The following is a 25,486-nucleotide window of genomic DNA, read 5'->3' as shown; positions in this document are numbered from 1 at the left end:
TTGAAACTACAGCTTCACTTCTATGAAACTTCTTTTAGTACTTCTTCATATGTACGTTCAGCAACTATCTTACCCTCACCCATTTCAAATATTTTATCACAATCTTTCAGGGTAGTAATTCGGTGAGCTATAATCAGAATAGTAATGTCAGTATCTGACAACCTATTAATAGCTTCACTCACCTCCCGCTCTGTGGTGGTATCTAATGCACTGGTGGCTTCATCTAACACCAACACTTGAGTGTTCTTATATAAAGCCCTTGCAATCCCAATTCTCTGCTTTTGCCCTCCTGATAACCTTGAACCTCTTTCCCCAATCAACGTATTAACTCCTTCCGGCAAAGAATCAACAAAACCTTTTAAAGAAGCTTTTTCCAGGGCATAATTCAGCTTTTCTTCATCTACAAACACATCAGCTAAAGTTATATTGTCTTTTATAGACGATTCCATCAAGAATGTATCTTGCTTTACATAACCAATAATATCATACCATGATCTTTTATTTTCCTCTTTTAAGGGAACGTTATCTACCAAAATAGCCCCACTATTTTCTTCATAAAACCGCAATAACAAATTCATAAGGGTGGTTTTACCTGAACCAGATGACCCTATAAAGCCTACCTTCTCTCCTTTTCTAATATTTAAATTTATAGTATCAATAGTTTTCTTATCACTTCCTGGAAAACTAAATGACACATTCTGAAACTCTATGTTTTTCTCAAAATGCACTGGCTTTTTTACAGACTCCTCATGGTACTCTTTCTCAAATTCATTAAACCTATCTAACTCCGTAATTGTATACGAACTCTGCTTCAGGGTCACTAATGAAGTTAACATTCTATTCAAAGAGGGCATTAACCTATAGGCTGCTGCTGCAAAAAGGCCAATAAGTGTTATAAGGTTACTAGAAGAATCTGTAAAAAGTATACTATACAAGAATATTGTTACTATACCCAATATGGCCACCATTTCAATCACCTTTAACGGAATCATAGAAAAGAGATAAGACTTCTCATCCAGAGCTTGCACATCTCTTTGATTTTGAATAAACTTATTTCTAAACTCTTCTATTTTGTTTGCCAACTTCAACTCAACATACCCATTAAAAGTGTTTGTCAGGAGGGCGTGGGAGATGGGCCTTAAATGATTTATTTGGTCACCTAATTTTTGAGATCTGTTTTTAAGTGCTTGATAGGTTAATACAGCAGAAGGTGTTAAAACGACAATAAGAATTATAAATAACACTGGTTGATAAACAAAAATACCAATCACGATGACAGACATAATCGCAATTTCAGAAAACAAAACAAATATTGCTCTTATTATTCCGGCTATATACCACTGAGGAACCGTTATAATCCCGTTAATTAATTTTGCAGACCCCTCGTTGTTAAAATGCCAATACGGCAGATTAGTGTATTTATCAAATTGTTTTCTTATAATCTTTATCGCCAATTTAGCTGTAAATACTACTTGTTTATAGTTAACCCAAATAGAAAAAAGATTCTTAATTAAAAAAAAGAAAAAAACCCCAATAATCAAGACTACTAAGAACGTCTTATAATTTTCAAACCCAAAGAAACCGTAAACTTCGGCTATATATTTGTTAGTTCTTATTACGTCTGGGTTAGATGCTGCCATAATAACAGGTACAAGTGATGCTAAGCCAAAAACATCTAAAACAGAAGCAATAAGTAATAAAAAAAAGTTACCAATAGCACTTCTTTTCTCCTTGCTTGAAAGATAAAATGATATGCTCTGTAAGGCTTGTAGTACAATTCCTTTATTCATAAATTATTTAATAAAGAAGTGCTTTACTGAATTCCTATATAAAAGGCTATTACCCAATAAGAACTTCTTTTAATCAACAATACTCCATGATCTTTTTGACCATGATATCTCAACAAAATTGACTTAGAAGATCAGCGCCTGCTGGTTGAGGCTTCCACGTAATATTCAAAGTACTCCAGATACGTCGCTGAATTTAAAACTTGCAAATCCAGATCTGCATCTCCTTGAAGACATGAGTTGCAACCCTGCTATTCGTTCTCCAGTTGCGCGATGACTACATCGAAACTTCATAAAATTTCCACTTACCTCCACCTATCATTACGCCATCCACTTTTTCCACCAGTGTTGGAAAACGACCAGTGCCCAAATGCGTGCGTGAATGTCACCCGGGTTTTTAGAGAAAAGTTGTGCTTTCAACCGCTGAATTTCTTTCAGGCTAAATATTCCCTGAGCCTCAATGAAAGCATCGGACAGCAAATCATCCATAATCATGGGCCGAAGTTCGTTTTGGAACCATTTTAGCAAAGGAACCTCAAAACCATGCTTAGGGCGCTTGTACAGTTCCGCCGGTAACATCTCCCTAAACGCATCCTGCACGATCTTCTTTTTCATAGCACCGTCAATCTTGGAAGATTGAGGCAAGGAGAAGGCAAAGTTCACCACTTTGTAATCCAGGAAAGGAGTACGCACCTCCAGACTATTGGCCATAGACATCAAATCTACCTTGGTGAGCATGTCATTGGGTAGCACCAGTTGCATATCTGTCAGAAGCACCTCATTTATATCCCCCTTTTGGGAAAGATGGTTCAAAATCTTCTGGCGCCGCTTTTTGTAGGTATCTTTGGAAAGAATCTTCTTAGACCTCCCGCTGAGCAAAGACTTAGCATCTTCTTCCGTAGCAAAGGAAGCCCAGCGCCAGTACCGGTCTTTGGCTGAAAGGTTCATCCCCTCGCCAAAGCGCTGAAATTGCCGGATTTTATTTCCAAAAGAAGAATTTCTGGATTTGGGCATTATTTCCCAAAGCGGCAACAAAGCTGCTACAGATTCGGCAGCAAAGCCACCCTGCCGCACCTTGTATTCGGCCATGTGCTTGTTATACCCGGCAAACAGTTCATCGGCTCCGTCACCTGACAAGGCCACCGTTACTTTCTGGCGGGTATAATGGCTGAGAATGTTCACGGCCAGGGCTGAAGAGTCTGCGAAAGGCTCATCTATGTAATCTAGCGCCCGAAACAGGTGCTCATATAAATCATTGTTGGTAAGCGAAAAGACGGTATGATTGGTCTTGTACTTGTCTGCTACCATTTTAGCATACTTGGTCTCATCAAAAAAAGGCTCGTCTTTGTAGCCAATGGAGAAGGTATTTAAATGCTGCGTATGCCTGGAGGCCAGAGCAACAATGGCCGAAGAATCAATTCCTCCGCTTAAGAAAGCACCTAGCGGAACATCAGAAATTAGACGGCGTTGCACGGCCCCATCCATCAAGTCTACAAGCTTTTTTTGCTGTGCCTCATACGACAGGTCATTGCTCTTGACCTTCTTCTCGTCATACGGAATCTTATACCACCGCTTCACTTCCACTTCCCCTTTTTTCCCTACCATAAAATAATGGCCAGGCATTAGCTTCTTCACTCCTTTAAAGATGGAAGCTGGGGCAGGAATATAGTTGAGCTGCAGGTATTCATACAGGGAAGCGTAGTCTAATTTGCGGGGAATACCGAAAGCCAGGAGCGACTTCATCTCTGAGGCAAACACCAGTTTGTCCTCATCCTGGAACATCAGGAGGGGCTTTATGCCATACCGGTCGCGGGCTACAAAGAGGCTTTCCTCTTCTTTGTCGTAAATAGCAAAGGCAAAGAAGCCGTTCAACTTCTTCAGGAAGGTTGGCCCTTCTTCTATGTAATATTTGAGTAGAACTTCGGTATCGGACTGCGAAAAGAAAGAATAGCCTTTCTCTATCAGCTGTTTCTTGAGTTCTTGGTAGTTGAAGATCTCGCCATTGAACACAATAGTATAGCGTTCGTTTTCTGTATGCATCGGCTGACAAGCCACATCACTTACGTCAATGATGGATAACCGCCGATGTCCTAACCCCACTGAGCCGTGGGTAAAATGACCACCCGAATCTGGACCACGTAACTGCAGAGCGTCAGTTGAGTCTGATAAACGTTGAAGAGCTGAATAACCTTCCTGAGTAAAAGCGTAGATTCCTGATATACCGCACATATTGCCGCAAAGGTACAAGATATCCCTGAGACGGTTTAACTATATTGTTTATATTCTACTTCACCTAAAGCAGGCCTTCCAATATAGCGTCCATTCTTACTTATAACTCCTTATAGATCAACCTTATAATCAATCACCCACAAACTAGCAATATCAAAGTAAAATTATAGACATCATAAATCACTATTTATTTAATTTATAAATTTTTCAACAAACGCTGGCTAATTTTTAAAATTTTGCCTGACAATAGAAAAGAGCCTGCTGCCTCTTGGCAGCAGGCTCTTTAAGCCTGTTTTCGAAAAGTAACCTTAAAACGCTCTGGCTTCAACAGGAGCCGTCTCCACGTGCTCCTTGAAATATTCTAGGGTGCGTCTCAGTCCTTCGGCGCGGGACACTTTCGGCTCCCATCCTAGGATCTCGCGAGCCTTAGTGATGTCCGGACGGCGCTTCTGCGGGTCATTCTCCGGTAGCGGCTGGTAACCCAGTTTTAGCTCAACGCCCGTCAGTTTGCAGATCTCCTCAGCGAACTCTTTGATGGTCACCTCAGACGGGTTCCCGATGTTCACCGGTAGAGCGTAGTCGCTCATCAGCAGGCGGTAGATGCCCTCGATCAGGTCATCCACGTAGCAAAACGAGCGGGTCTGCGAACCATCCCCGAAAATGGAGAGCTCCTCGCCCCTGAGCGCCTGGCTCATGAAGGCGGGCAGCACGCGGCCGTCGTTGAGGCGCATGCGCGGGCCGTAGGTGTTGAAGATCCGCACGATGCGGGTCTCCACCCCATGGTGGGTGTGGTAGGCCATGGTGATGGCCTCCTGGAAGCGCTTGGCCTCGTCGTAGCAGCCGCGGGGCCCTACCGGGTTCACGTTGCCCCAGTACTCCTCCACCTGCGGGTGCACCTCAGGGTCGCCGTACACTTCCGAGGTGGAGGCGATGATGAGCCGCGCGCCCTTCGCCCGGGCCAAGCCCAGCAGGTTGTGCGTACCCAAGGACCCCACCTTCAAGGTCTGGATCGGGATCTTGAGGTAGTCGATCGGGGAGGCCGGTGAGGCGAAGTGCAGGATGTAGTCCAACTCGCCCGGTACGTGCACGTACTTGGACACGTCGTGGTGGTAAAACTCGAACTGCTCCAGCCCGAACAGGTGCTCTATGTTCTTCAGGTCGCCCGTGATCAGGTTGTCCATCGCGATCACGTGGAAACCCTCGTCTATGAAGCGGTCGCACAGGTGCGAGCCCAAAAACCCAGCCGCCCCGGTGATTAACGCTCTTTTTCTCTTATTTGCCATTCGTGTGTTTCTTCTCTAAATTAGTTTGTGGTTTCTATGACAGGAAGCACTTCCTGCACCCCGATGCCGTAGTAGGCAAAGCCCATCTCCTGCAGTTCTTTGGCTTCGTAGATGTTACGACCGTCAATGATCACCTTGTTCTTTAATAGTTTGCCCATTACCTGAAAGTTTGGCGAGCGGAACTCAGGCCACTCAGTCACCACTAGCAACGCATCGGCGTCAATCAGGGCCTCGTACTCGTCTTTTGCGTAAGCAACCCGGTCATTCTCCCCGATCATGTGCTGAGCTTCTTTGATAGCCACTGGGTCATACGCTACTACATTGGCACCCTCGGCCAAAAGTTTCTCGATGATCACCAATGATGGTGCCTCGCGCATGTCATCGGTCTTTGGCTTGAAGGAAAGTCCCCACAGCGCAAACGTCTTCCCGGTCAGGTTACCTTCAAATTGTTTCATCACTTTATTGAAAAGTACCTCCTTCTGGTTCTCGTTCACTGACTCCACAGACTTCAGGATTTGCATGGAGTAGCCGTTTTCCTCGGCGGTTTTGATGAGCGCCTTCACATCTTTAGGGAAGCAAGATCCACCGTAACCGATGCCTGGGTAGATGAACTTGTTGCCGATGCGGGAATCGGAGCCGATGCCGCGGCGCACCATGTTCACATCGGCGCCCATGATCTCGCAAAGGTTGGCGATGTCGTTCATGAAGCTGATCTTGGTGGCCAGCATAGAGTTGGCCGCGTACTTGGTCATCTCTGCGCTAGGAACATCCATGAAGATGATTGGGTGACCGTTCATCAGGAACGGCTTATAGAGTTTGCGCATCACCTCCTCGGCTTGCTCACTCTCCACCCCTACCACAATACGGTCTGGCTTAAGGAAGTCGTCAATGGCGGCACCTTCTTTCAGGAACTCAGGGTTGGAGGCCACGTCGAAGGACAGCTCAGAGCCACGTTTTTCTAGTTCCTCGGCCACAGCTTGTTTTACTTTCTTCGCGGTTCCCACTGGCACGGTGCTTTTGGTTACCACCACCAGGTAGTCGTCCATGTGCTGGCCGATCTCCCGGGCCACACCTAGAACGTACTTCAGGTCGGCAGATCCGTCCTCGCCGGGTGGGGTACCCACCGCGATAAAGGCCGCGTCGCAGCCCTTGATGGCCGAGGCCAGATCGGTGGAGAAGCCCAAACGGCCTTTGTCCACGTTGCGCAGCACCATCTCTTCCAGACCCGGCTCGTAGATGGGCAGGATTCCCTGCTTGAGGTCCTCAATCTTCTTGACGTTCACGTCAATGCACGTCACGTCGATACCCACCTCGGCAAAACAAGTGCCCGTCACCAGGCCCACGTAGCCCGTTCCTACTACAGCGATTTTCATAATGTAATTTTATTATTGGATGTTGAAATTTCGGTTAAATGTAAGCACGTATTCGTTAAATCATAAAAATTGTTTAAAGAATCTTACTTCAGCATTACAATAGCAATTATGAAAAGCTATCTCTTTTGCGAAATAGGGAATAACTTTCCTAAAACAACTCATTTTTCTCTAGCTGAGTAAGAAACTGATGAATCTTATCTTACAGCTTTCATGCCAACTTAAACACATGATTTTACATTTACAAATTGTAAATCAATCTATTAAGACAGGCAACATGCCAATTAATTCCAAAAACAGTAATAAGTAGGTCTTATTTTTTAAGATTTTGCAAACTCTTAATAAATACAAACGTTGGCATTTGCGCATTTGGAACCAATTTACATTAATTTGCAAATATTTAAGAAGGCTCTATATTTGCCACCTCCACATGCAACTTTTGAAGTTGCGTTAAATCTAATAGTAGATATGAATACCTTATCAGAGAACATATATGTAGTAGTAATGGCTGGTGGAGTTGGCAGCCGCTTCTGGCCTTTTAGCAGAAATAATCATCCTAAGCAGTTCCATGATGTGCTTGGTATTGGGGAGAGCTTGATACAGTCAACAGTAAAACGTTTCTCTACTGTTTGCCCTACAGAAAACATATACGTGGTCACGAATAGGGAATATAAAAGCTTAGTAAATACACACTTGCCCGAGCTGGCACCAGACCAGATCTTAAAAGAACCTGTAGGGCGCAATACCGCTCCGTGCATTGCCTATGCCTGTTTTAAGATTGCTCAGAAAAATCCTAACGCCCTTGTGATAGTAGCACCGGCAGACCATGTGATTCTGCGCGAACAGGCATTCTTAAAATGCGTGCGCCAGGGAGTAGCCGCCGCCGGCAAGGAAAACATCTTAGTTACCATTGGCATCAAACCTTCCCGACCTGACACCGGCTATGGATATATCCAATATGTTCCAGATGGTGCAAAAGCGGTGCAGAAGGTACAAACTTTCCGGGAAAAACCTTCTTTAGAGCTAGCTCAGGCATTTCTTGAAAGTGGCGACTTTGTTTGGAACGCAGGTATCTTCATTTGGAATGTACAAGCTATCATTGGTGCGTTCAAGGAGCACCTGACAGATTTAGCCGAACTGTTTGAGTCTGGGTCTGCTGTCTACTATACAGCAGACGAAGAGGTATTCATTAACACTGTCTATGAACAATCCCGCAACGTGTCCATTGATTATGGCATCATGGAAAAAGCGCAAAACGTGTACGTGATCTTAGGGGACCTGGGCTGGTCTGATGTAGGCACCTGGAATTCGCTATATAGTGTTGCACATAAAACCCTTGAGGGAAATGTAGTAGACGGGAATACACTACTCTACAACACCCAAAACTGTATCATCAAAACACCCCAGGATAAGCTGGTGCTCATACAAGGCCTTCATAATTACATAGTAGCAGAACACGACAATGTTCTGATGATTTGCGAGCGAAAAAATGAGCAGCAGGTAAAGGATTTTGTCTCTGATGTAAAGGCGAACAAAGGGGCCATGTATGTCTAAATACAACATTCATAGCCATTAACATATTTTTTCTTAGCTTCCTTATAAGCTTATGAAGTAAAGAAGTTAAAACAAGCAACCTCAAGTAATAAATTTCCCAAATTGAGTAGAATTGTATTCATTTTGGGAAAACAAGCCTAAAACCACACACCCTTAAGATTTCTTCATACTTAAAACAAAGAACAGTTTAATTACTTGAAGAAGACAACCCTATTTCTCTCCAAAACCATGTTCTGGTACTTTCTGCACAAAAACAGACAGAAACGCAAAGAACTCTGTCCTTATGATCCTGAGCAGTCCTTTTAGTGGAACCTATTTCCAGATTAAGATCTGGTTTATTGAAAACTTCTATAATCTCCCCGACTGTCCACCACTACCAGATAGAACCAAGGCGTGATAAACCAGCGAAAATAACTTCTGCACTCCCAAGACATGGAGAACACCACTGAGGCTACTACCACGGAAAGAAAAATAAAATTGAGACAACCAAGAGCTTTCATTCTTCGCAATGCTCTACTAGAAAATGCATTGAATAGACTCATTTCTGTTATGTGGCTAACTCTTTGAACTGAGCACAAGTCTTAACATATTAATAAAAAATATGGCTCAAGCTTCTACTTTAGAGTTTTAATTGATTAAACTGGCTGATACTAGAGTAAATTTAGCCTACTCTAGATTATTTCAGACACCAACATAAACAAGAACATAGACTATCCTTACGCAGGATTGATGTAATACACTAAGTACTCTTCTAACTCATGCAACGGCTTTCTGTTTTTAAAAGCAATTAAGTATTTAGATTTTTTACTAATCCAAACGATTGAAATTTTATACTTGTGAATATTCTCAATAATATTACAGGCAAGGGGAAAGAGGGGATTGAAAGTTTTTTCTAGAATTTTTTGATCTGAAGCATCCAATTGGGTCATGGAAGCTTTTATTCCTGTTATATCATAATTAAATAGGTACATTCTATAATCATTAGCACGGGCGTAATCAGTTGCATGTGTTGGATAATAATATAAATACCATCGACTTTCCACTTTAGCATATTCATCTATAAAAAGCCCTTTCAAGAACTTACCCTTACCAATAGATGCTATTTTCATTTCTAGATTCAAATCATAACTCCTACTTGGCTTGATCTTACCAAAAGGATAGGTATAATCGGTCATCAATAATAGTATAACAATGCAAACTATATATTTTCTAAATTGAACTAAGTAGAAAAGCAAAAGCAGTAAAGAAACTTTAGCGATCAAATATGCAATACTTTGAAATTGATATGCATCAATAGACAAACCTAAAAACAAGCCATAAAGTAAGTTATAAGTTACAAAACATAGCAGCATCCAATTCCCAAAATCTATCGCTAATTTTTTAGTACTTGTATCATGATATTTATCCATGATATAGAAAGCAACTAACAACCTAAAAGGATAAGACAGAACAGACAACAGGAGGATCCTATATATATTCTTTACTAATGGTAAATCCGCAACAAATTTTAAAGTTTCAGAGAGACTTAATGAAAAATACTTATCTTGTATGCTTTCTTTAAAAACATAAAAAAATACCATATAAAAAACTAAGAAAACAACAATACTAACCAAATAAGTTTTATTAAGGCTCTTGAAGAAAAAAGAACCTGAAATAACTAATAAAGGCAAAAAGAGAATATTTACAACAGATGCAATCATTAATAGAACAACAACAGCATAAAATTTTCTTAGATATAGCAGCTTACAGACTAGTACTACAATAGGCAAAGTAACAATGTTCCGAAGATCGTTTTTATATACAGGAGGAAAAACCCACCTAAAGCCCATAGTAGTAAAACAAAACAAAACAATTATAATAATACACAAGGAGTACCTGTTTTCTATCTCTTCGGCAAAGACAGAAAATACCGCAATAACTGTAAAGGTCTTAAAAACTGGATACACGAAATAAAACAGAACAATATCACTATTCACATTATACACTGTTTTAAATAGACTACCTAGCCAGAATTCTAAAAAGTGGTATAAAGACACACCAGAAGCACCAGTTAATACAGATTCAGGGCTAACCGTTTCTACACCTTTGTAATGAACAAGACTCAATACAGTACTATATATATACCTTTCCCCGTCCTCTGGATGAATAAAATCCACATAATCTAAAGGGTTGTGTAAAGCATCTAAATTAAATTGAAATTGCAGAAAAAATATAGCTATATAAATACCAACTGAATACAATACAACCTTCCATGTCAGTACCTGCTTAACTTCAAGGAAGCTCACTAAACTTTTCTTAAATAAAAGAAGTACAATAGGAATCAAGAATAGTATAGTAACAAGCCTTGTCTTTATAATTGCATAGAAGGATACAATAATCAGCAAGCCTACCCAGAAGTTTACCACATGCTGAATAAACCCTGCTTCCTTTTTCAGGCCGTGCAATAGAAATACAGAACCAACTAAGTAAAATATAACGAAAAACAAGGCACCTAGGGCCAGAACTAAAAGCATCATTCCTTACTTACAATCAATAAAACATTTGGGCGTCTATACTAATATTATAATTAAAGCACCTTGTCTACTATATACAGAGGCCTCTTTTTTGACGCATCTAATGTACGCCACACATATTCACCTAATAAGCCAAGCGCTATCATATGAAATGAAGTAGCAAACAAAACAATAGTTTCAAAAACTGACCAACCTTTTTCATTAAAGAACCTATTTATCATCAGATATAACGCATATAACAAAAAGATAAAGCCCAACAATAACCCTACACCTGAGACAGCCCTGATTGGAGCATTAGAAAATGAAAAAACTGAATCAAGAAAGAGTTTCAATCTCTTTTTAAATGTCCAGCGGGTCTTTCCTATTTTCCTTTTCGATCTCACATAAGGAATGTTTACGTAATCATAGCCCATCCAAGCCATCAGGTACATAATATTACTATTTTGCTCACTCATTTCAACAACCTTACCTCCAATAGCCTTATCAAACAACACGTAATCAAAGCCTCCTTGAGGCAGTTTATTAAAGGCAATTTTTTTCATTATAAAATGAAAAAAATTAGCAGGCAGTTTTTGGAAAACAGAATCATGCCTTTCCTGACGACTGCCAATAACAAGCTTAAACCCCTTCAACCAATACTCATACATTTTAACCATCAATTCAGGTGGATCTTGCAAGTCTGCCGAGATAATAACTAAACAATCTCCTGTTGCATATTCCATTCCTGCCACAACAGCATTATAAGAACCAACATTCTTTACCAACTTCACTACCTTAACTTTATCAGGGTATGTCTCTTTTAATTTTATTAATTCTCTATAAGTATTATCTTCAGAGCCATCATCCACAAATACATATTCAAATAATAAATCCAATGGAAATCTGCTCTCATTTGCAATTAACTCACTTGCAGTTACCGGAATATTATTCTCATTGAAATAGCAGGGTATTATTATACTAAGTTTTGCCATTCACATATTCAGTTTAAACCTATTCTTATTTTTCAAAAAATTTCGTAACAAGCTTTATTGAAAATACATTGCTAACCTACTAAATGCAACAACATGACTAATAAATAAACATCTCATTAAAGCTTACATGGAAGCAATAAGATAAGTCTGATTTGAACAAATAAATAGCAGATGCTTATTTAATCCAAAGGTTAATCACTAAAAGACAGGATATGTGAAGTTGATCCTAGATTAAAGCCTAGCTTCTCACATACATTGATTGCGGCTCTATTTGAAGCCTGAGTAGGATACTCTATATGCGACATCTTTTGCTCTTTACCATACTGCACTGCCTCTGATAATAATTTAGAAAGCCAACCTTTGTTCTCTGGAGCAACAGCTGCTAAACTAACACGCAATAAACTTATTCCTGAAAACGCGCCTATGTCTCTAACCAAGTTAAAAGATAAAAAGGATGCTGTAGGCAAAGTAGCTTCATTAGGTACAAAAACTGTATCACAGAAGCCGTTTACTGCAGCCTCTGCATAAGTAGCTAGATACTGATCAGCCTCTTCGTTTGAAAAAGTATAATCTGCATGCAATCTATCAAAACTATTTCGGCAAAGTGACGCCACATTGGTTAGAACAGGAATATCGGCTACAGTGGCTTTCCTAACGTGATACCGCTCTCCCTGATATTTTTTCAAATCACTTAAATTTAAATAAAAATGAAGCCTTGTTTCCACAAGTTTAACTCCTGCTTCATTCAGACACTGAATCAAAAAAATATCTTCTGCAGGGATCTCAGCAAAGCAATAGCATTTTCCCGCTTCCTGCAACTTGGTCCTAAAAGTGATGATGGCTTTTATTAGAGCAGAAGCATTCTGCTGCGCGTACAGTACAGTAAATAATTTATAGCAGTTTCTATTGAAGTACTTACTATCCCATGGCAGGTCTTCATAGAGGAAAACAAAATTGCTGTCATCAATAGTAATACTCAACTGATAACAAGTGTCAACAGCTCCAAACCTTTTGATCTTATCTTTCACAAAAAGATAAAATTGATTAGATGGCTTTATCTCTCTTATGAAACTGTAGGGACTGTAATTCTCCAAAGCATCTTTCCGGCTCTGAATCAATTCTTCCAAACTTATTTCCATACACTTCTAAATTCTGAGTGATCCCTTATGTAGTCTTCTTCGCTGTAAGAGGTAGAGGCTAATACCATCTGGACAGCGGCATTAGAGTATTGCATGGTGTGCCAGACATTGGGCGGCACGTATAGGCCCAGATTGGGTCTCTCTAAAACAAAGACTTCTACTGGTCCGTCTGCCTGCTCAGTCGTAACCAGTATTCGGCCGTTTACTGCCAAGATAACTTGCTGAGTCTGGTAATGGGCATGCCGCCCCCTTACAATGCTTTCTGGTGTGCCATAGGTCCAGAAGACTCTTTTTACCTCAAATGGCAATAGGTCACTGTTCTCAGCAACGGAGATATATCCTATTTCTGAACTCCCTATGGCAGGGAATTCAATTATGTATGGCTTATTCACGTGTTAGATTTTGTTTAATATGGCACCGAGTTGATACCGCTGCTGTAAATAGCCTACTTTCTTTTAAACCCTTTTAATGTATAATGTAGCAAGGTACTAAAAAGAAGGATGCTGAACGATTACACGCTAATAAGGCTAGTTTTATTATTGCGAAAGAGCATTACAGAAGTAGTAAAAAGGAGAATGAAATTTTATTTTAAAAAACCTTGCGTCTTTTCGGTCATCTCTCCGTCATCGGGACAGAAACTAAAACCTAAAGCCATGAAAAGACTACATGTAAACATCGGCGTGCACAACCTACAAGAATCAGTCGCCTTCTACTCCGCCCTTTTTGCTACGGAGCCAACCGTGCTGAAACCAGATTACGCTAAATGGATGCTGGAGGACCAGAGGGTAAACTTTGCGATCTCGGCGCACGGAGCCCAAGCCGGTATTGAGCATTTGGGCATTCAGGCCGAATCTCCTGAAGAGTTGCAGGAAGTGTATACTAGGCTGGAGAAAGCCAAAGGAACCATCCGACAGGAAGGCGCCACCACCTGCTGCTACGCGCAATCAGAGAAATCCTGGATTCAAGATCCGCAGGGAGTGGAGTGGGAAACTTTTTATACTTTTGGAGAGGCCACTACCTAATGCGGCGCGGCTCAGGAAACTGCCTACTGCGCCCCAACTTGCTGCACCCAGGAACCAGCAAAAACCACAGCAATTTAGGGGTATATAAAACAAAAACGCCATGGAAACACTTACCTCCGTCTCTATACAGCCTTTGTTGGAAGCCCACTATTCCCGCGTGAAGGCTATTTACGAACAGGGAATACTTACCCAGAATGCTACCTTAGAAACCTCGGCTCCGGATTGGGAAAAATGGAATACCGGGCACCTTTCTCATAGCCGCTTGATCATTTCAACCCCTGACGAGGAGGTGGCTGGCTGGGCTGCTCTCAGTCCGGTATCAGGAAGATGCGTGTACGGGGGCGTAGCTGAAGTAAGTGTCTATATAGATGAGGAACAAAGGGGCAAGGGGCTAGGAAAGGTTCTGCTCCAAGAGCTGATCACTTCCTCAGAAACCCATGGTATATGGACTTTGCAAGCTGGCATCTTGAAAGAAAATGAGGGAAGTGTGGCGCTGCACCAGAAATGCGGATTCAGAATAGTGGGCTTGCGTGAGCGACTAGGGCAACTAAGAGGCCAGTGGCGGGACACTTTTCTTTTAGAGCGCCGAAGCGCTATTGTGGGAGTTTAACTAATTTTTGTTCTAAGCCCATCTTTTAGAAAATAGGCTCAGAACGAACCCTACTAATCACTAAACTATATGTGTCCTGCTTCTGATTCCTGCATGACTACCAATACCGCTTGTAATTCTATAACGGCACAAGACCCTTGCGCGGCTGTGGCACCCGTATTCCTAACCTACCAGGAGGCCCTACAAGGCTTCATCCGTAAACGTGTTCCAAACCAAGCCGATGCGGAGGACCTTTCCCAGCAAGTCTTACTAAAGGTGCACGCCCATTGTGAGTCCTTGCCGAAGGTGCGAAACGTACGGGCATGGCTTTACGAAATTACCCGGCATACGGTCCATGACTTCTATCGTGCCCGTCAGCGGGAAACTTCCCTGGAAGAAGAAATTGATTTACCCGCTCCTGCTTCCATAACCAGTCCGGTTCAGGAATTAGCAGATTGCGTACTGCCGCTGCTTCAACTATTGCCTCCTGAATATGCCGAACCTTTGCGCCTGAGTGACCTGGAAGGTGTGCCGCAGCAGGAGATTGCAAACCGGTTAGGACTTTCTCTTTCTGGCGCTAAGTCCCGTGTGCAACGGGGGCGCGAGAAACTAAAAGCTGTATTCCTGGAGTGTTGCCACTTAGAACTGGATCGGCAGGGTCGCCTTATTAGCGCTGAGATCAGATCAGATTGCCAAGCCTTACAGCAGTGTAAAAGTTAATCCGTAATTTCTTTTCACCTCCGTTTAGAGCCCATTCTTTAAAAAACGAGCTCTAAACGGTTCTTCTTCTATCTCCTTTCAGAAAGCAATCCTATTCCCTCCTTCTACAACAGCATGAACCAGGTTTCGCCATCAACCCTGGAGTATATATATCAACTTTATCCAGCACCTTTTTACAAAAGCTACCTCCTCCCCTGTTGCTTCACCTGAAGTCTTTGGCATACCCCTTTTCCCTACTATCTTTGAAGAGCTTATACTGCTCTTATGTCGTCTCCCACTACAGCTCTTATTATCGGGGCTGGTCCGGCCGGTTTAACCCCTGCCCATGAATTTTTACAACATTCCCAAGTGCACCCTTACGTGGTGGAAGCCACAGACCGGATTGGGGGAATCTCTGCCACTATCAATTACAAAGGCAACCGGATGGACATTGGATGGCATCGCTTCTTCTCCAAATCAGATCGCGTGATGGATTGGTGGCTTTCTATTCTGCCGCTGCAACTGGAACCGGGGCAAACCATTGGTGCCCTTAACTACCGTGGAAAAAGCCGTTCCATCCCCACGGTTTCTGCTTATGATAAATCTGCAGGAGACAATGTCATGCTGCTGCGTCAGCGCAAGTTACGTATTTTCTTCCGGCGTCAGTTCTTTGACTATCCGCTATCCTTTTCAGTTGGCACTCTTTCCCAATTAGGAATTGGGTGGTCTACCAAAGCGGTCTTCAGCTACTTAAAGCAAGTGGTGCGGCTTATCAAGGAAGAGAAGAACTTGGAAGAATTCTTCATCAATCGATTTGGCAAGCACCTGTACCAGACGTTTTTCAAAGCCTACACAGAAAAAGTGTGGGGTGTGCCCTGCCAGGAAATAAGTGCCGAGTGGGGTGCTCAGCGGATCAAGGCGCTCTCTATCACCCAAGCTGTAAGACACTTTCTGCGGCAGCAGTTTTTCTCCCCATCAGCAGATTTCACTCATAAGAAAACAGAAACTTCTTTGATTGAGCAGTTCCTTTACCCCAAGTTAGGGCCAGGGCACCTGTGGGAAGTAGTTACACGGCAGATCCAAGACCAGGGCGGCGAAGTACACATGCAGCAAAAAGTAGTAAGGTTGGAATTGAAGGAACACCGAATTGCCTCTGCCACCATTCAGGAAACATTGACTGGTGCTACCTACCAAATTCAACCTGAGTACGTGGTTTCCACCATGCCCATCCGCAGCCTGATACAGGCCTTGGGAGAAGTAGTTCCTTCTGAAGTCCAAGAAATTGCGAAGCATCTTCCGTACCGCAACTTCATCTCAGTGGGGTTATTGTTAAACAAACTGGCCATACAGCAAGAGAATGACCGTCTCATCCAGGACAACTGGATTTACATTCAGGAACCAGATGTACAGGCCGGCCGCCTTCAGCTGTTTAATAACTGGAGCCCCTATCTGGTCACTGATCCTGATAAAGTTTGGTTAGGCGTGGAATATTTCTGCCAGGAAGAAGACGAGCTCTGGCGTATGACCGAGGCTGATTTGCAGCAATTGGCGATAGATGAACTACAAAAACTAGGCATTATATCCGCTGACCAGGTATTGGACGGCACAGTGGTTAAAATGCCGAAAGCGTACCCAGCTCACTTTGGTTCTTACAACGATTTTCCGAAAGTACAGGCTTTCCTTGATGGTATTGAAAACCTATTCTTGGTAGGCCGTAACGGTATGCACAAATACAATAACCAGGATCATTCAATGCTTACTGCTATGCTGGCGGTAGAAAATATTGCAGCGGGAAGAACGGATAAGGCTAACCTCTGGGAGGTGAACACAGAACAGGAGTATCATGAACATTCTGCCAATGAGAGGTAGCATGCATTTGAGCAGGCCTTCTTTTGCCCTGTTGTTCACTTTACTGTATGGGCTAGTTTTAGCTTTCTTAATGCGGCATCATGAGCTGTGGTTTGATGAAACCGAACCTTGGCTTTTAGCTCTTTACAGTGACTCCTACAGTGAGTTACTATACAATAAAGGGTTTGAGGGGCATCCTAACCTGTGGTATAGCCTCCTGTTTGTGATTACAAGGTTCACTCGTGAGCTGTGGACACTGCAAGCCGCCCAGTTTTCCTTTGCCATCGGCTTTGTCTATGTGTTTTTAAGGTATGCTCCTTTTCACTGGTTCATTCGCCTACTATTCTGCTTTGGGTATTATGGTTTGTTTGAATACGGGGTCATCAGTCGTTTGTATGCTTTGGAGCTCTTTACCACATTTTTGCTCTGTACTCTTTACCCCACAAGGTTTAGAAACTGGTATTGGTACATCTTTCTATTGGGAGTAAACGCCCAAACCCATCTCTTTGGGTTGTTCTTTTCCGGGGTGCTGGGACTTTTGCTTTTTGCTGAAGCCACAGGCTTGTTCAAAACCACCTCTGATGTTCTTAAACCATCCACCAGGGATGTTGCCATTGGCTTTGCGGTTTGGGCACTATGCTGCGCTTTCTCTTTCTGGAGTATTACTTATTATTTAAAAATAGGAACTCCCTTTATTGATCCTTACATGATTCAACAGGCGGGCACAAGAGTATGGCAGGCCTTCATTCCTATTCCTGAGTTTACTTTTCATTTCTGGAATACTTCCCTCTTAAGGACAGCTTTTGAAATCCCTCTGTCAATGCTTGGTTGGTATTGCCTCGTTATTCTTTTTTCAGCAGAAGCGGCTTTTAATCTGCCTCCTTCTCCTGTTCTCTGCTCTATTTTACTTTTTTGGTTTCAAATACGAATCCTACCTCCGGCACCACGCTCACTTTTTCATCTTCACCTTAGCCCTCATCTGGATTAGCAGTTACTACAACTCCAAAGGTGCTGCGTCACCAAAAAGGATTAGCCTAAAAACAGGAGCGTTATGGCAAAGACCGCTTCTTGCTCTTCTTACAGGAGGCATTTTTATTCAATTCTTTGTTGGGCTTTTTGCCAATTATATGGATTACCGGTATAAATTCTTCAATGCGAAAGATGTAGCCTCCTTTATTAGGGAACTACCCGGCAGTTACCTATTAGCCTCTACCAATGATGCGCACGCCTCTACCGTTGTAGCCTATTTAGACCAGCCCATTTATTTCTTGTCTTTGGGAAGGTACAGCACGTATTTTGAAGTGAACCCTTCCCTTGATCACCGCCTTACGCCCTCTCAATTTATCAGTTGGGCAATGGTTTTATCTAAACGACAGAAAAAGCCAGTCCTTCTGATCTCGCAATTTAAGATTGCAGTAGAATGGCTCCCGTATCCGGCTAAATTGCTTAAGGGTTTTGACAGGAACTACATTTTACCTTATAGGTTGAATTCCTATGTCTATTTGATTGAGCCATCTGCTTTTGCACCTAACCATTTTATGGGCGGTGAACCCAGCGAAATCAAAACTACTTCTTCTAACTAGTGCATTTGTGTCTTAGCCCGATTTCTGAAAAACCCCTTAAAAACGGTAACGTGCCTGCACCCGCACATCGGTGCGTTTGGAACCTTGAATCTGCTCCAAGCCCGAACTGATGGTGTTTTGTCTCCGATAGTGGGTATGGCCGAGCTTGAACCAGAAATCCAGGTGACGGGTCAGGCGTTGCTGGGCCAACAAGTACAGGTGGGTGCCCCGGCCGGTGAAAACCGGAATGGAAAACCCATACAGCACATCCTGCTCCGGCACATAGAGGCGGGTATCGTAATCATCGGTATCAAAGAGGGCGTAACGGGCGCTAAGGCGTGTGTTGCTGTGCTCCCAACTTACATCTTGTGCCGTGAAATAGCCGGTGTGGCGAGGCCCGGTTTGCCGGAACTGGCTTGACTGAATTCTGGAGCGCAACCGCAGAGAAGGCAGTGGGCTAACGTCCAGCAACAGCAGGTAACGATGCGCGTGGGTATCGGTGACGTGTCGTAATGCTTCGCCTGCTATGATTTCATTACGGGCTTTGCGCTCATACTGGTACTGGCCGTAAAGCAGCGTAGTTTTAGAAGGCATGAATTGCAGACGCAGCAGGTATTCTTCGCCGGTGGAGGGAGCATCTACGCGGTAGCGGAGCCAGGGAAAAGCAAAGCGGTCATAGTAGCCAGTCAATTGCCAGCGGTTGCTCAATTTCAGTTTAAGCCCTGTGTAGAGCCCACTCTCATTCTGGTTTCGGCTTCCTTCGCCGAAAGCTGCCCCATAATGGGTTTGGAAATCTTTGGCGTAGTAGCGATACAAAATGGCCAGCTCCACTTTCTCTGACAAACTCGCCAGTACTCCGTTCACCGTACCCAACCCACCATTGCCAGAACGCGCCGTTTCTCCGAAGAAGTTGAAATTCTGCCAGAGATAGCTGTAATGCAGGCCTACGGCTGTATTCTGGCTACCCCTAAAGGTGTATAGATTATAGGGTTGCGTTTTCTGTTGCAAGGCTACATCAAAGAAGGTGTGCACAGCGGTTATCCCCACGCTGAAGGTTTGCTGCGGATTCCGGTACGTCATATTACCTCCATATACTTGTTCCCGCGCCCGCTGACGATTGGCCAATTCAGTTGGGGTACGGTGCAGGCCTGAGGTTTGCAGTCCACCTAAGGTCAGCAAAGTGGTATTTTCCATTAAAGCATCGCCAGCTGACGCATCTACTCTGCGGGTAGAGTAGAAAAGGGTGGACTCCAGCCTGCGCCAACGGTGGGTGGCCGCAACGCCTCTAAAGAAGTTTGTTTCCAAGCTGGACGTGTGGGGTCGTATTCCTAATTGGCTGCGCCGAACGGTGGTAATGGTCTCGCTGCCCTTGCCTATGCTAAAACCACTGGAAAGCAACAGTCCCTGTCCAAACTGCAACTGGTAATCACCTACCGCAATGGTTTTGAAGGCTCCTCGGTTATATAACTGGGCGTGCGCCGAGAGGAAATCAAATCCGTAGAGCCGTTGCCTGGTGTTCCAGGTGAAGGGCTCACCGGCATCCTTCTCAGCGGTGAGGCCAAAACTAAAATGGCGCGGATGGCTGAGGCGGTAACGGAGCAGGTATTTATCCGGCGACCCCAGGTAACGGGTTGTGGAACGGCCCTCGGGCGCCGTGTAGCCACGGCGCTCCTGCAGAGTACGATCATACCTTAAAAGCAAAGAATGGTTGTCGGCGTTTTTGAGGCGTTCCCGCCAAGAGCGCTGCCCAATCTGCCCTAGCGATTGTACCGTCACAAATGGCAACAGCCGCCGAACGGTGATAAGATCAAACCCGGGAATGGCTTGCAGTTCATACAGGCTAATCAAACGGCCATTGTCCTGAATGTGCTGCAGGAGCGCCGAGATTTGCCCTTCGGAGAGGAGGAAGAGACTGCGGAGTTCCTCGCGGGAAGCTCGGTTCAGGTCCAAAGGTTGGCGGTAATACTGAAGCAGGGTTTCGTATAGATCCTCGTAGGCGACGGTGTTCTCATCATCCTGCTGTGCGAAAAGCTCCTGTACCAGCAACTCCACATCTACTGCAGGATGCGGCACTTCTTGCCCAATGGCATTTTGCTTCAGACCTATAATCAGGAAAGCAAGCCAGAAACAGTACTTCATGGCTGCTGCTCCTTTTTCAGTTGGTACCCTAGAGACAAGTAGTTGCTGAGACCCAACTGGCTCTGGGCACCCAAGGCGTACGCCACCTGAAATTGTTTGAACCTGACGTCTACGCCCGCGGTACCTGATTTAGAGCTGGTGTTAAATCCAGTCCTAAGCCCTAGTGCTGGTAGTATTTGGTATTCAATTCCACCTTTCACCGCTACCAGATGCTCCAACTCTTTCTCGGCCTCTACTACCAACAAAACCTTCGTGGCCGCCTGAAAACCCAAGCCTATCTTCATGACGGTGGGCACACGCTCGTCTTCAAACTCCGCTAATTTGGCTTGATTGATATTATAGATGTGCGCTCCAAAAGTAAGACCGGGCACTACCTCAGACTGGATTCCCATGCTCAATGCCACGGCTTTCCGGCTGCCCCACTCCTTCACCCGCACCTGCAGCATATCAGCCTTTAGGCCCAGGCGAACCACTCCCAGTTGATGCGCCAAGCCAATTCCTAACCGCTGCTCGTTATACAATTCACCCCCGAAGCGCTGCACATCTACGCCTATCGTTCCGAATTTTACAAGTGGGTACGCAGCCAGCAATCCTACCGTAGTGAGTTCCTTAAGAGAGAAGCGGTTATGGGCATAAGCACCCAACTCCAGCTGTTTTAAGGCCGCAATGCCTGCTGGATTGTTGCTCAATGCCCAAACATCTGATGAAGTAACGGCTGCACCACCCAGGCTCACGGCTCTTGCACCTACGGCTGAATTATTAATTTGTCCCCAACTGTGTAAAGGGAAACACAAACAAGTTAGCAACAAGCTGTAGCGTAGCAGTTGGAGCATAGGCGGAAGAAAATTAATGGGTGCTTCCTTCTACGGAATACTTAATAAAATAGCTCTTACTTTATATTGTTATTTGCTATATTTAATGAACTGAATATGCCGCTTACACTTACTATATAAAGAAAACCCTTACTTCGCTACTCTCTAATAGCCAGCTTAAGCCTGCCTGACCCTTACTTTTTCACTCCCTTTCACTGAAACTACTTCTTACAACCCACAATGTAAGGCAACTGCCAAATCCACGGGGAAGTAATGTAAGAACAGGCAGTGGGGAAAATGTGAGCAGTTACTACGCTATGTGCATTGTAAGTACAATTTTCTGGCTTCTTCTCCACGAAGGTTGTCGACTCCCTTTAGATTTGCTCCTCCTTTGAATCCTTTGCTCAGTTTTCTAAACGACATAAAGCACAAAAAACGCCCGGAGAGTCTCCGGGCGTTTTTGGCTGTTAATCAGAAAAGAGGCTTGAAACGACTTAGCTTTTTTGCTTCTTCGTTTCTTTCTTGATTTTAGTCTCGTTCTTTTTCTTTTTGATTTTGATCTGTCCCTCTGGGGTCTCAATCTCCATCTTGCCCTGCATTTTTATGTCATTGATGGCGGGGTTAAAAGTGGTGTTCGGGTTGCCGTTGTCTACCAAGGTCATTTCGTTCACCAGGTGACCGGCACCGCCCAGTTTGTCCATCACGAAGAGCACGTACTTGATGTCTACGTTGATGCAGCGCTTGTACTCAGGGTCAAACACCAGGTCACCGGTCATGGCTTCCCAGTTTCCGTCAAAGGCTAAGCCCATCAACTCACCACGCCCGTTGATTACCGGTGAACCGGAGTTACCACCTGTGATGTCATTGTTGGTGATGAAGCCCACGCGTAGTTCGCCGTTCTGTCCGTACCGGCCGTAGTCTTTTTGGTTGTACAGTTGCATTAACTTGGCCGGAACGATGAACTCTGGGTTAGTAGGGTCTTCTTTTTCGGCAATGCCCTGCAGCGTAGTGTAGTACTTGTACTGCACGCCATCTCGCGGCTCGTAGTCTTTTACGGTTCCGTAGCTCAGACGCAGGGTAGAGTTAGCATCAGGGTAGAACACTTTGTTCGGGTGCATTTCGCGCAGACCAGCTACGTACAGGCGGTTGGCCCTACCTAAGGCAGCGTTGTACTCGTTCAGCTTGGGCAGGATGTTGTCCTGGTAATTGGTTTGCACCGCACGCATGAATTTGAATGCCGGGTCTGTTTCCAGGGCCTTTTGGGTAGGATTGGCCAAAAACGCGTTGGCTTTAGCTTCAGAAGAAAGCAGTGATTTGCTGTATACATCAGCGGCCCACTTCCTGAAATCACCTTTGTACGTAGAAGTCAGGTCTTTGAAGATATCGGCGTGCTGTGCTTTGGGTACATCGTTGTAGTACATCTGCATCAACTCAGCAAAGATTTTCTGGTCAGAAGACGGCACGTAGCTGGCGTAGAACTCCTTGTTCATGTCTTTGTACGCTGTGGTGAGTTCCTGCAGTTTGGCTTTGTCTACGTTACCCGCCTTGAGCATATTGTACAACGGGGTGTACTGGTAAGCGTGCGCAATCAACTGTGGTGCCAAAGCGGCCTCAGAGCGGTAGATGGAAGACAGGTTATAAGTACGTTGCCCGGCGTAAGAGGCGTTAATATCAGCTAGAGCGCTTCCGTAAAGCGCCTTACGTTCAGCATTCGCCCAATCCTGGAAAGCTTTCTCTTCAGCGGATTTCTTGTCCAGCGTTTTCATGCGCTTGATGCCTTCGTTCTGCCCGATGAAGTATTTGTAGTAGTTGCTGATGCTTGCGTAGTTGGAAGCCAGTTTCAGACGGTCAGCGGGTGAGGCATCCATGGCTTCTTTCATCAGCGCCAGGCGGCGTTCACGCAATTTGATTCGGGCGGGATTAGATTGATCTACGGCCATTCCCAAACCTGAACCAGCCATAAAGCGGGTAGTGCGGCCCGGGAACCCGAACACCATGGAGAAGTCACCTTCTTTCACGGGGCTCATGGAAATAGGTAGGTGGTGCTTAGGACGATACGGTACATTCTTCTCAGAATAAGTAGCGGGCTTTCCGTCCGGAGACATATACACCCGGAACACCGAGAAGTCACCGGTATGGCGCGGCCACATCCAGTTATCAGTATCACCGCCAAATTTCCCGATGCTTTCCGGCGGAGTTCCCACCAAGCGCACATCAGAGAAGCGTTCGTACACGAACATGTAGAACTCGTTGCCATTGAAGAAATCGCGCACGTAAGACACGTACTGGCCGTTGTTCTTGGCGGCATCAGCAATGGACTTGGAACGCTCGGCTACCAAACGGCTCCGCTCCTGCTCCGGCGTTTGCGGCGTAATGCCTTGCAGTACCTGGCTTGTCACGTCTTCCATGCGCACCAGAATGTCTACGAACAGGCCTTCGTTTTTCTTTTCCTGCTGACGGGTCATGGCCCACCAGCCGTTCTTGAGGATGTCATCTTGAGGCGTAGAGTTAGACGCGATGGCATCATAGCCACAATGGTGGTTAGTCAACAGCAAACCTTCTTTGGATACGAACTCACCGGTACAAAAGCCGCCAAATTGCACAATGGCGTCTTTCAGGCTGGCGTTGTTCACGTTGTAGATTTCCTCAGCGGTGAGTTGCAGGCCTTGTTTCTGCATATCCACGTGGTTGAGGCGCTTTACCAGCAGCGGCAACCACATCCCCTCATCGGCTTGGGCTGTCATTGACAAGCCCAGGCAACCCACAAGGAGTAAGCTATAGATCTTTTTAAGCATAACGTGTGTTAGTTAGAAAGTCCAAAGGTAAGGATTTGTGACTTTTTTTCCCGAAACTAGCAGCATATGCAGCCAATCAACTGGTTATTTAAACAATTTTTTCTGGGCATTGTGTGGGTGTACCGTTACATGATCTCGCCGCTTACTCCAGGAAGTTGCCGCTTCACACCCACCTGCTCGGGCTATGCGCACCAGGCTATTGTAAAGTATGGCCCATTTAAAGGTGGTTGGATGGCTTTAAAACGAATTGGCCGTTGCCAACCTTGGGGTGGGCACGGGTATGATCCGGTGCCTTAAAAGAAGGAGAATAGTGTAAATTTAACTTCCTCTTCAAACTTAGATGCTGTTAAATTGCATCAATTCCCTCTGCCCCTCCGTTAAGCTGATTTAAGTTTCTAATTCTATGCCCTTCACCTTTTCACACCCGGCCGTTGTCTTACCCTTGATTAGCTTACCCCAAAGATGGCGTTCTGCTACCGGACTGATTGTAGGCAGCATGGCCCCTGACTTTGAGAAATTCATCAGAATGAGCTTGCATGACCCGTATAGTCACACGTGGCCCAGCATCTTCTATTTCAACTTGCCGGTAGGGCTTCTGGTTTGTTTCATCTTCCACCTGATTGTCCGGAACACGTTGATTGATCATCTTCCCTATTTCCTGCGGAAGCGATTCAACCGGTTTAAGGGATTTAATTGGACAAGCTATTTCAAAAAGCATTGGCCGGTGATTGTACTATCCTTGTTGATAGGTGTGATTTCGCACCTGGTCTGGGATGCATTTACCCACAAGGAAGGTAGAGGCGTAAGAATGTTTCCGGCCCTGTTACAACCCATTTTGCCAGAACCTTTCACTAGGTCCTGGTTCACCTTTTTACAGCAGGTGTTGTCTGTCATTGGCGGATTTGTAATGGCCATCTTCATTTATGAACTGCCGCAGGAGAAAAGACCGCTGGAGAAGAAATCCATTTTGGTGTTCTGGTTTATGTCTGGGGTGATTGTGTGCGTGGTGGTGGCTTTATGGGTAATGGCAGGCGGTATGCTGAACCGGTATTACATCTTTGTGGCGGCTATTTCAGCAGGCTTGTTAAGCTTGATTATTTTGCCTTTCCTCATCAAGATCAAGGAACACTTATTTTCCAGATCAAGAACGGCGTAACGATAAATAGCCCGGTAG

20 protein-coding genes are annotated in these 25,486 nt (G+C 44.5%); 9 read left to right on the top strand and 11 right to left on the bottom strand.

Annotation, left to right across the window (positions count from 1 at the left end):
- Window positions 1-20: 20 nt before the first annotated feature.
- The 4 genes from DC20_RS13195 to DC20_RS13180 form a co-directional block, all read right to left on the bottom strand.
- Complete coding sequence (locus DC20_RS13195) at window positions 21-1,790, bottom strand: ABC transporter ATP-binding protein (protein WP_062544258.1); 1,770 nt, start codon at window positions 1,788-1,790, stop codon at window positions 21-23.
- 318 nt (window positions 1,791-2,108) lie between these two features.
- The gene (gene asnB / locus DC20_RS13190) at window positions 2,109-4,016 is read right to left on the bottom strand and encodes an asparagine synthase (glutamine-hydrolyzing) (protein ID WP_062544257.1); all 1,908 of its coding nucleotides are present in this window, start codon (window positions 4,014-4,016) and stop codon (window positions 2,109-2,111) included.
- Window positions 4,017-4,324: 308 nt separating this feature from the next.
- Complete coding sequence (locus DC20_RS13185; RefSeq protein ID WP_062544256.1) at window positions 4,325-5,299, bottom strand: UDP-glucuronic acid decarboxylase family protein; 975 nt, start codon at window positions 5,297-5,299, stop codon at window positions 4,325-4,327.
- Window positions 5,300-5,319: 20 nt separating this feature from the next.
- Window positions 5,320-6,672: a UDP-glucose dehydrogenase family protein gene (locus tag DC20_RS13180; RefSeq protein WP_062544255.1), complete on the bottom strand. Its 1,353-nt coding sequence runs from the start codon at window positions 6,670-6,672 to the stop codon at window positions 5,320-5,322.
- A gap of 465 nt (window positions 6,673-7,137) precedes the next feature.
- Here DC20_RS13180 and DC20_RS13175 point away from each other — a divergent pair, with 465 nt between their 5' ends.
- Entirely contained in the window at window positions 7,138-8,223 is a 1,086-nt protein-coding gene (locus tag DC20_RS13175; protein WP_062544254.1) for a mannose-1-phosphate guanylyltransferase, read from the top strand.
- Window positions 8,224-8,939: 716 nt separating this feature from the next.
- On the opposite strand, the gene DC20_RS13170 is transcribed toward DC20_RS13175, so the two are convergent.
- The 4 genes from DC20_RS13170 to DC20_RS13155 form a co-directional block, all read right to left on the bottom strand.
- A complete protein-coding gene (locus DC20_RS13170; RefSeq protein WP_062544253.1) occupies window positions 8,940-10,739 on the bottom strand; it encodes a hypothetical protein in 1,800 nt (599 codons plus the stop codon).
- 50 nt (window positions 10,740-10,789) lie between these two features.
- A complete protein-coding gene (locus tag DC20_RS13165) occupies window positions 10,790-11,707 on the bottom strand; it encodes a glycosyltransferase family 2 protein (RefSeq protein ID WP_062544252.1) in 918 nt (305 codons plus the stop codon).
- Between the two features lie 191 nt (window positions 11,708-11,898).
- Entirely contained in the window at window positions 11,899-12,846 is a 948-nt protein-coding gene (locus DC20_RS13160; RefSeq protein ID WP_062544251.1) for a GNAT family protein, read from the bottom strand.
- A complete protein-coding gene (locus tag DC20_RS13155) occupies window positions 12,837-13,238 on the bottom strand; it encodes a sugar 3,4-ketoisomerase (protein WP_062544250.1) in 402 nt (133 codons plus the stop codon). Before DC20_RS13155 ends, DC20_RS13160 begins: the two co-directional genes overlap by 10 nt.
- A 261-nt stretch (window positions 13,239-13,499) precedes the next feature.
- Here DC20_RS13155 and DC20_RS13150 point away from each other — a divergent pair, with 261 nt between their 5' ends.
- The 6 genes from DC20_RS13150 to DC20_RS22870 all read left to right on the top strand — a co-directional run bounded on the left by DC20_RS13150 (window position 13,500) and on the right by DC20_RS22870 (window position 18,587).
- A complete protein-coding gene (locus tag DC20_RS13150; protein ID WP_062545953.1) occupies window positions 13,500-13,868 on the top strand; it encodes an ArsI/CadI family heavy metal resistance metalloenzyme in 369 nt (122 codons plus the stop codon).
- A gap of 100 nt (window positions 13,869-13,968) precedes the next feature.
- Window positions 13,969-14,478 carry a GNAT family N-acetyltransferase gene (locus tag DC20_RS13145; protein ID WP_062544249.1) on the top strand — a complete coding sequence of 170 codons (510 nt, stop codon included), beginning with the start codon at window positions 13,969-13,971 and terminating at the stop codon, window positions 14,476-14,478.
- A 69-nt stretch (window positions 14,479-14,547) separates the two neighbouring features.
- Entirely contained in the window at window positions 14,548-15,177 is a 630-nt protein-coding gene (gene sigZ / locus DC20_RS13140; protein ID WP_245652208.1) for an RNA polymerase sigma factor SigZ, read from the top strand.
- A gap of 264 nt (window positions 15,178-15,441) precedes the next feature.
- Window positions 15,442-17,025, top strand: a complete 1,584-nt coding sequence (locus tag DC20_RS13135; RefSeq protein ID WP_062544247.1) for an NAD(P)/FAD-dependent oxidoreductase — start codon at window positions 15,442-15,444, stop codon at window positions 17,023-17,025.
- A gap of 31 nt (window positions 17,026-17,056) precedes the next feature.
- Window positions 17,057-17,992, top strand: a complete 936-nt coding sequence (locus DC20_RS22875) for a hypothetical protein (RefSeq protein WP_157593160.1) — start codon at window positions 17,057-17,059, stop codon at window positions 17,990-17,992.
- A 139-nt stretch (window positions 17,993-18,131) separates the two neighbouring features.
- On the top strand, window positions 18,132-18,587 hold the full coding sequence (locus DC20_RS22870) for a hypothetical protein (protein ID WP_157593159.1): 456 nt from the start codon (window positions 18,132-18,134) through the stop codon (window positions 18,585-18,587).
- Window positions 18,588-18,623: 36 nt separating this feature from the next.
- Here the strand turns inward: DC20_RS22870 and DC20_RS13120 are convergent, their stop codons facing one another.
- From DC20_RS13120 to DC20_RS13110, 3 genes are all read right to left on the bottom strand, one after another.
- Complete coding sequence (locus DC20_RS13120) at window positions 18,624-20,705, bottom strand: ComEA family DNA-binding protein (RefSeq protein WP_062544244.1); 2,082 nt, start codon at window positions 20,703-20,705, stop codon at window positions 18,624-18,626.
- Window positions 20,702-21,538, bottom strand: coding sequence for a PorV/PorQ family protein (locus DC20_RS13115; RefSeq protein ID WP_157593158.1), 837 nt, complete (start codon window positions 21,536-21,538; stop codon window positions 20,702-20,704). The genes DC20_RS13120 and DC20_RS13115 overlap by 4 nt, the downstream gene beginning before the upstream one ends.
- Window positions 21,539-22,011: 473 nt before the next feature.
- Entirely contained in the window at window positions 22,012-24,312 is a 2,301-nt protein-coding gene (locus tag DC20_RS13110; protein ID WP_062544242.1) for a S46 family peptidase, read from the bottom strand.
- A gap of 66 nt (window positions 24,313-24,378) precedes the next feature.
- On the opposite strand from DC20_RS13110, the gene yidD reads away from it, so the two are divergent.
- Complete coding sequence (gene yidD, locus DC20_RS13105; protein ID WP_062544241.1) at window positions 24,379-24,609, top strand: membrane protein insertion efficiency factor YidD; 231 nt, start codon at window positions 24,379-24,381, stop codon at window positions 24,607-24,609.
- Between the two features lie 106 nt (window positions 24,610-24,715).
- Window positions 24,716-25,468 (top strand): DUF4184 family protein, encoded by a 753-nt coding sequence (locus DC20_RS13100; RefSeq protein ID WP_062544240.1) that lies wholly within the window; start codon window positions 24,716-24,718, stop codon window positions 25,466-25,468.
- Window positions 25,469-25,486: the final 18 nt, after the last annotated feature.

Origin of the sequence: Rufibacter tibetensis (genome assembly GCF_001310085.1) — a bacterium.
Taxonomy (GTDB): domain Bacteria; phylum Bacteroidota; class Bacteroidia; order Cytophagales; family Hymenobacteraceae; genus Nibribacter; species Nibribacter tibetensis.
Note: the sequence above shows the minus strand (reverse complement) of the source record. Positions and strands in the feature narration are given on the sequence as shown.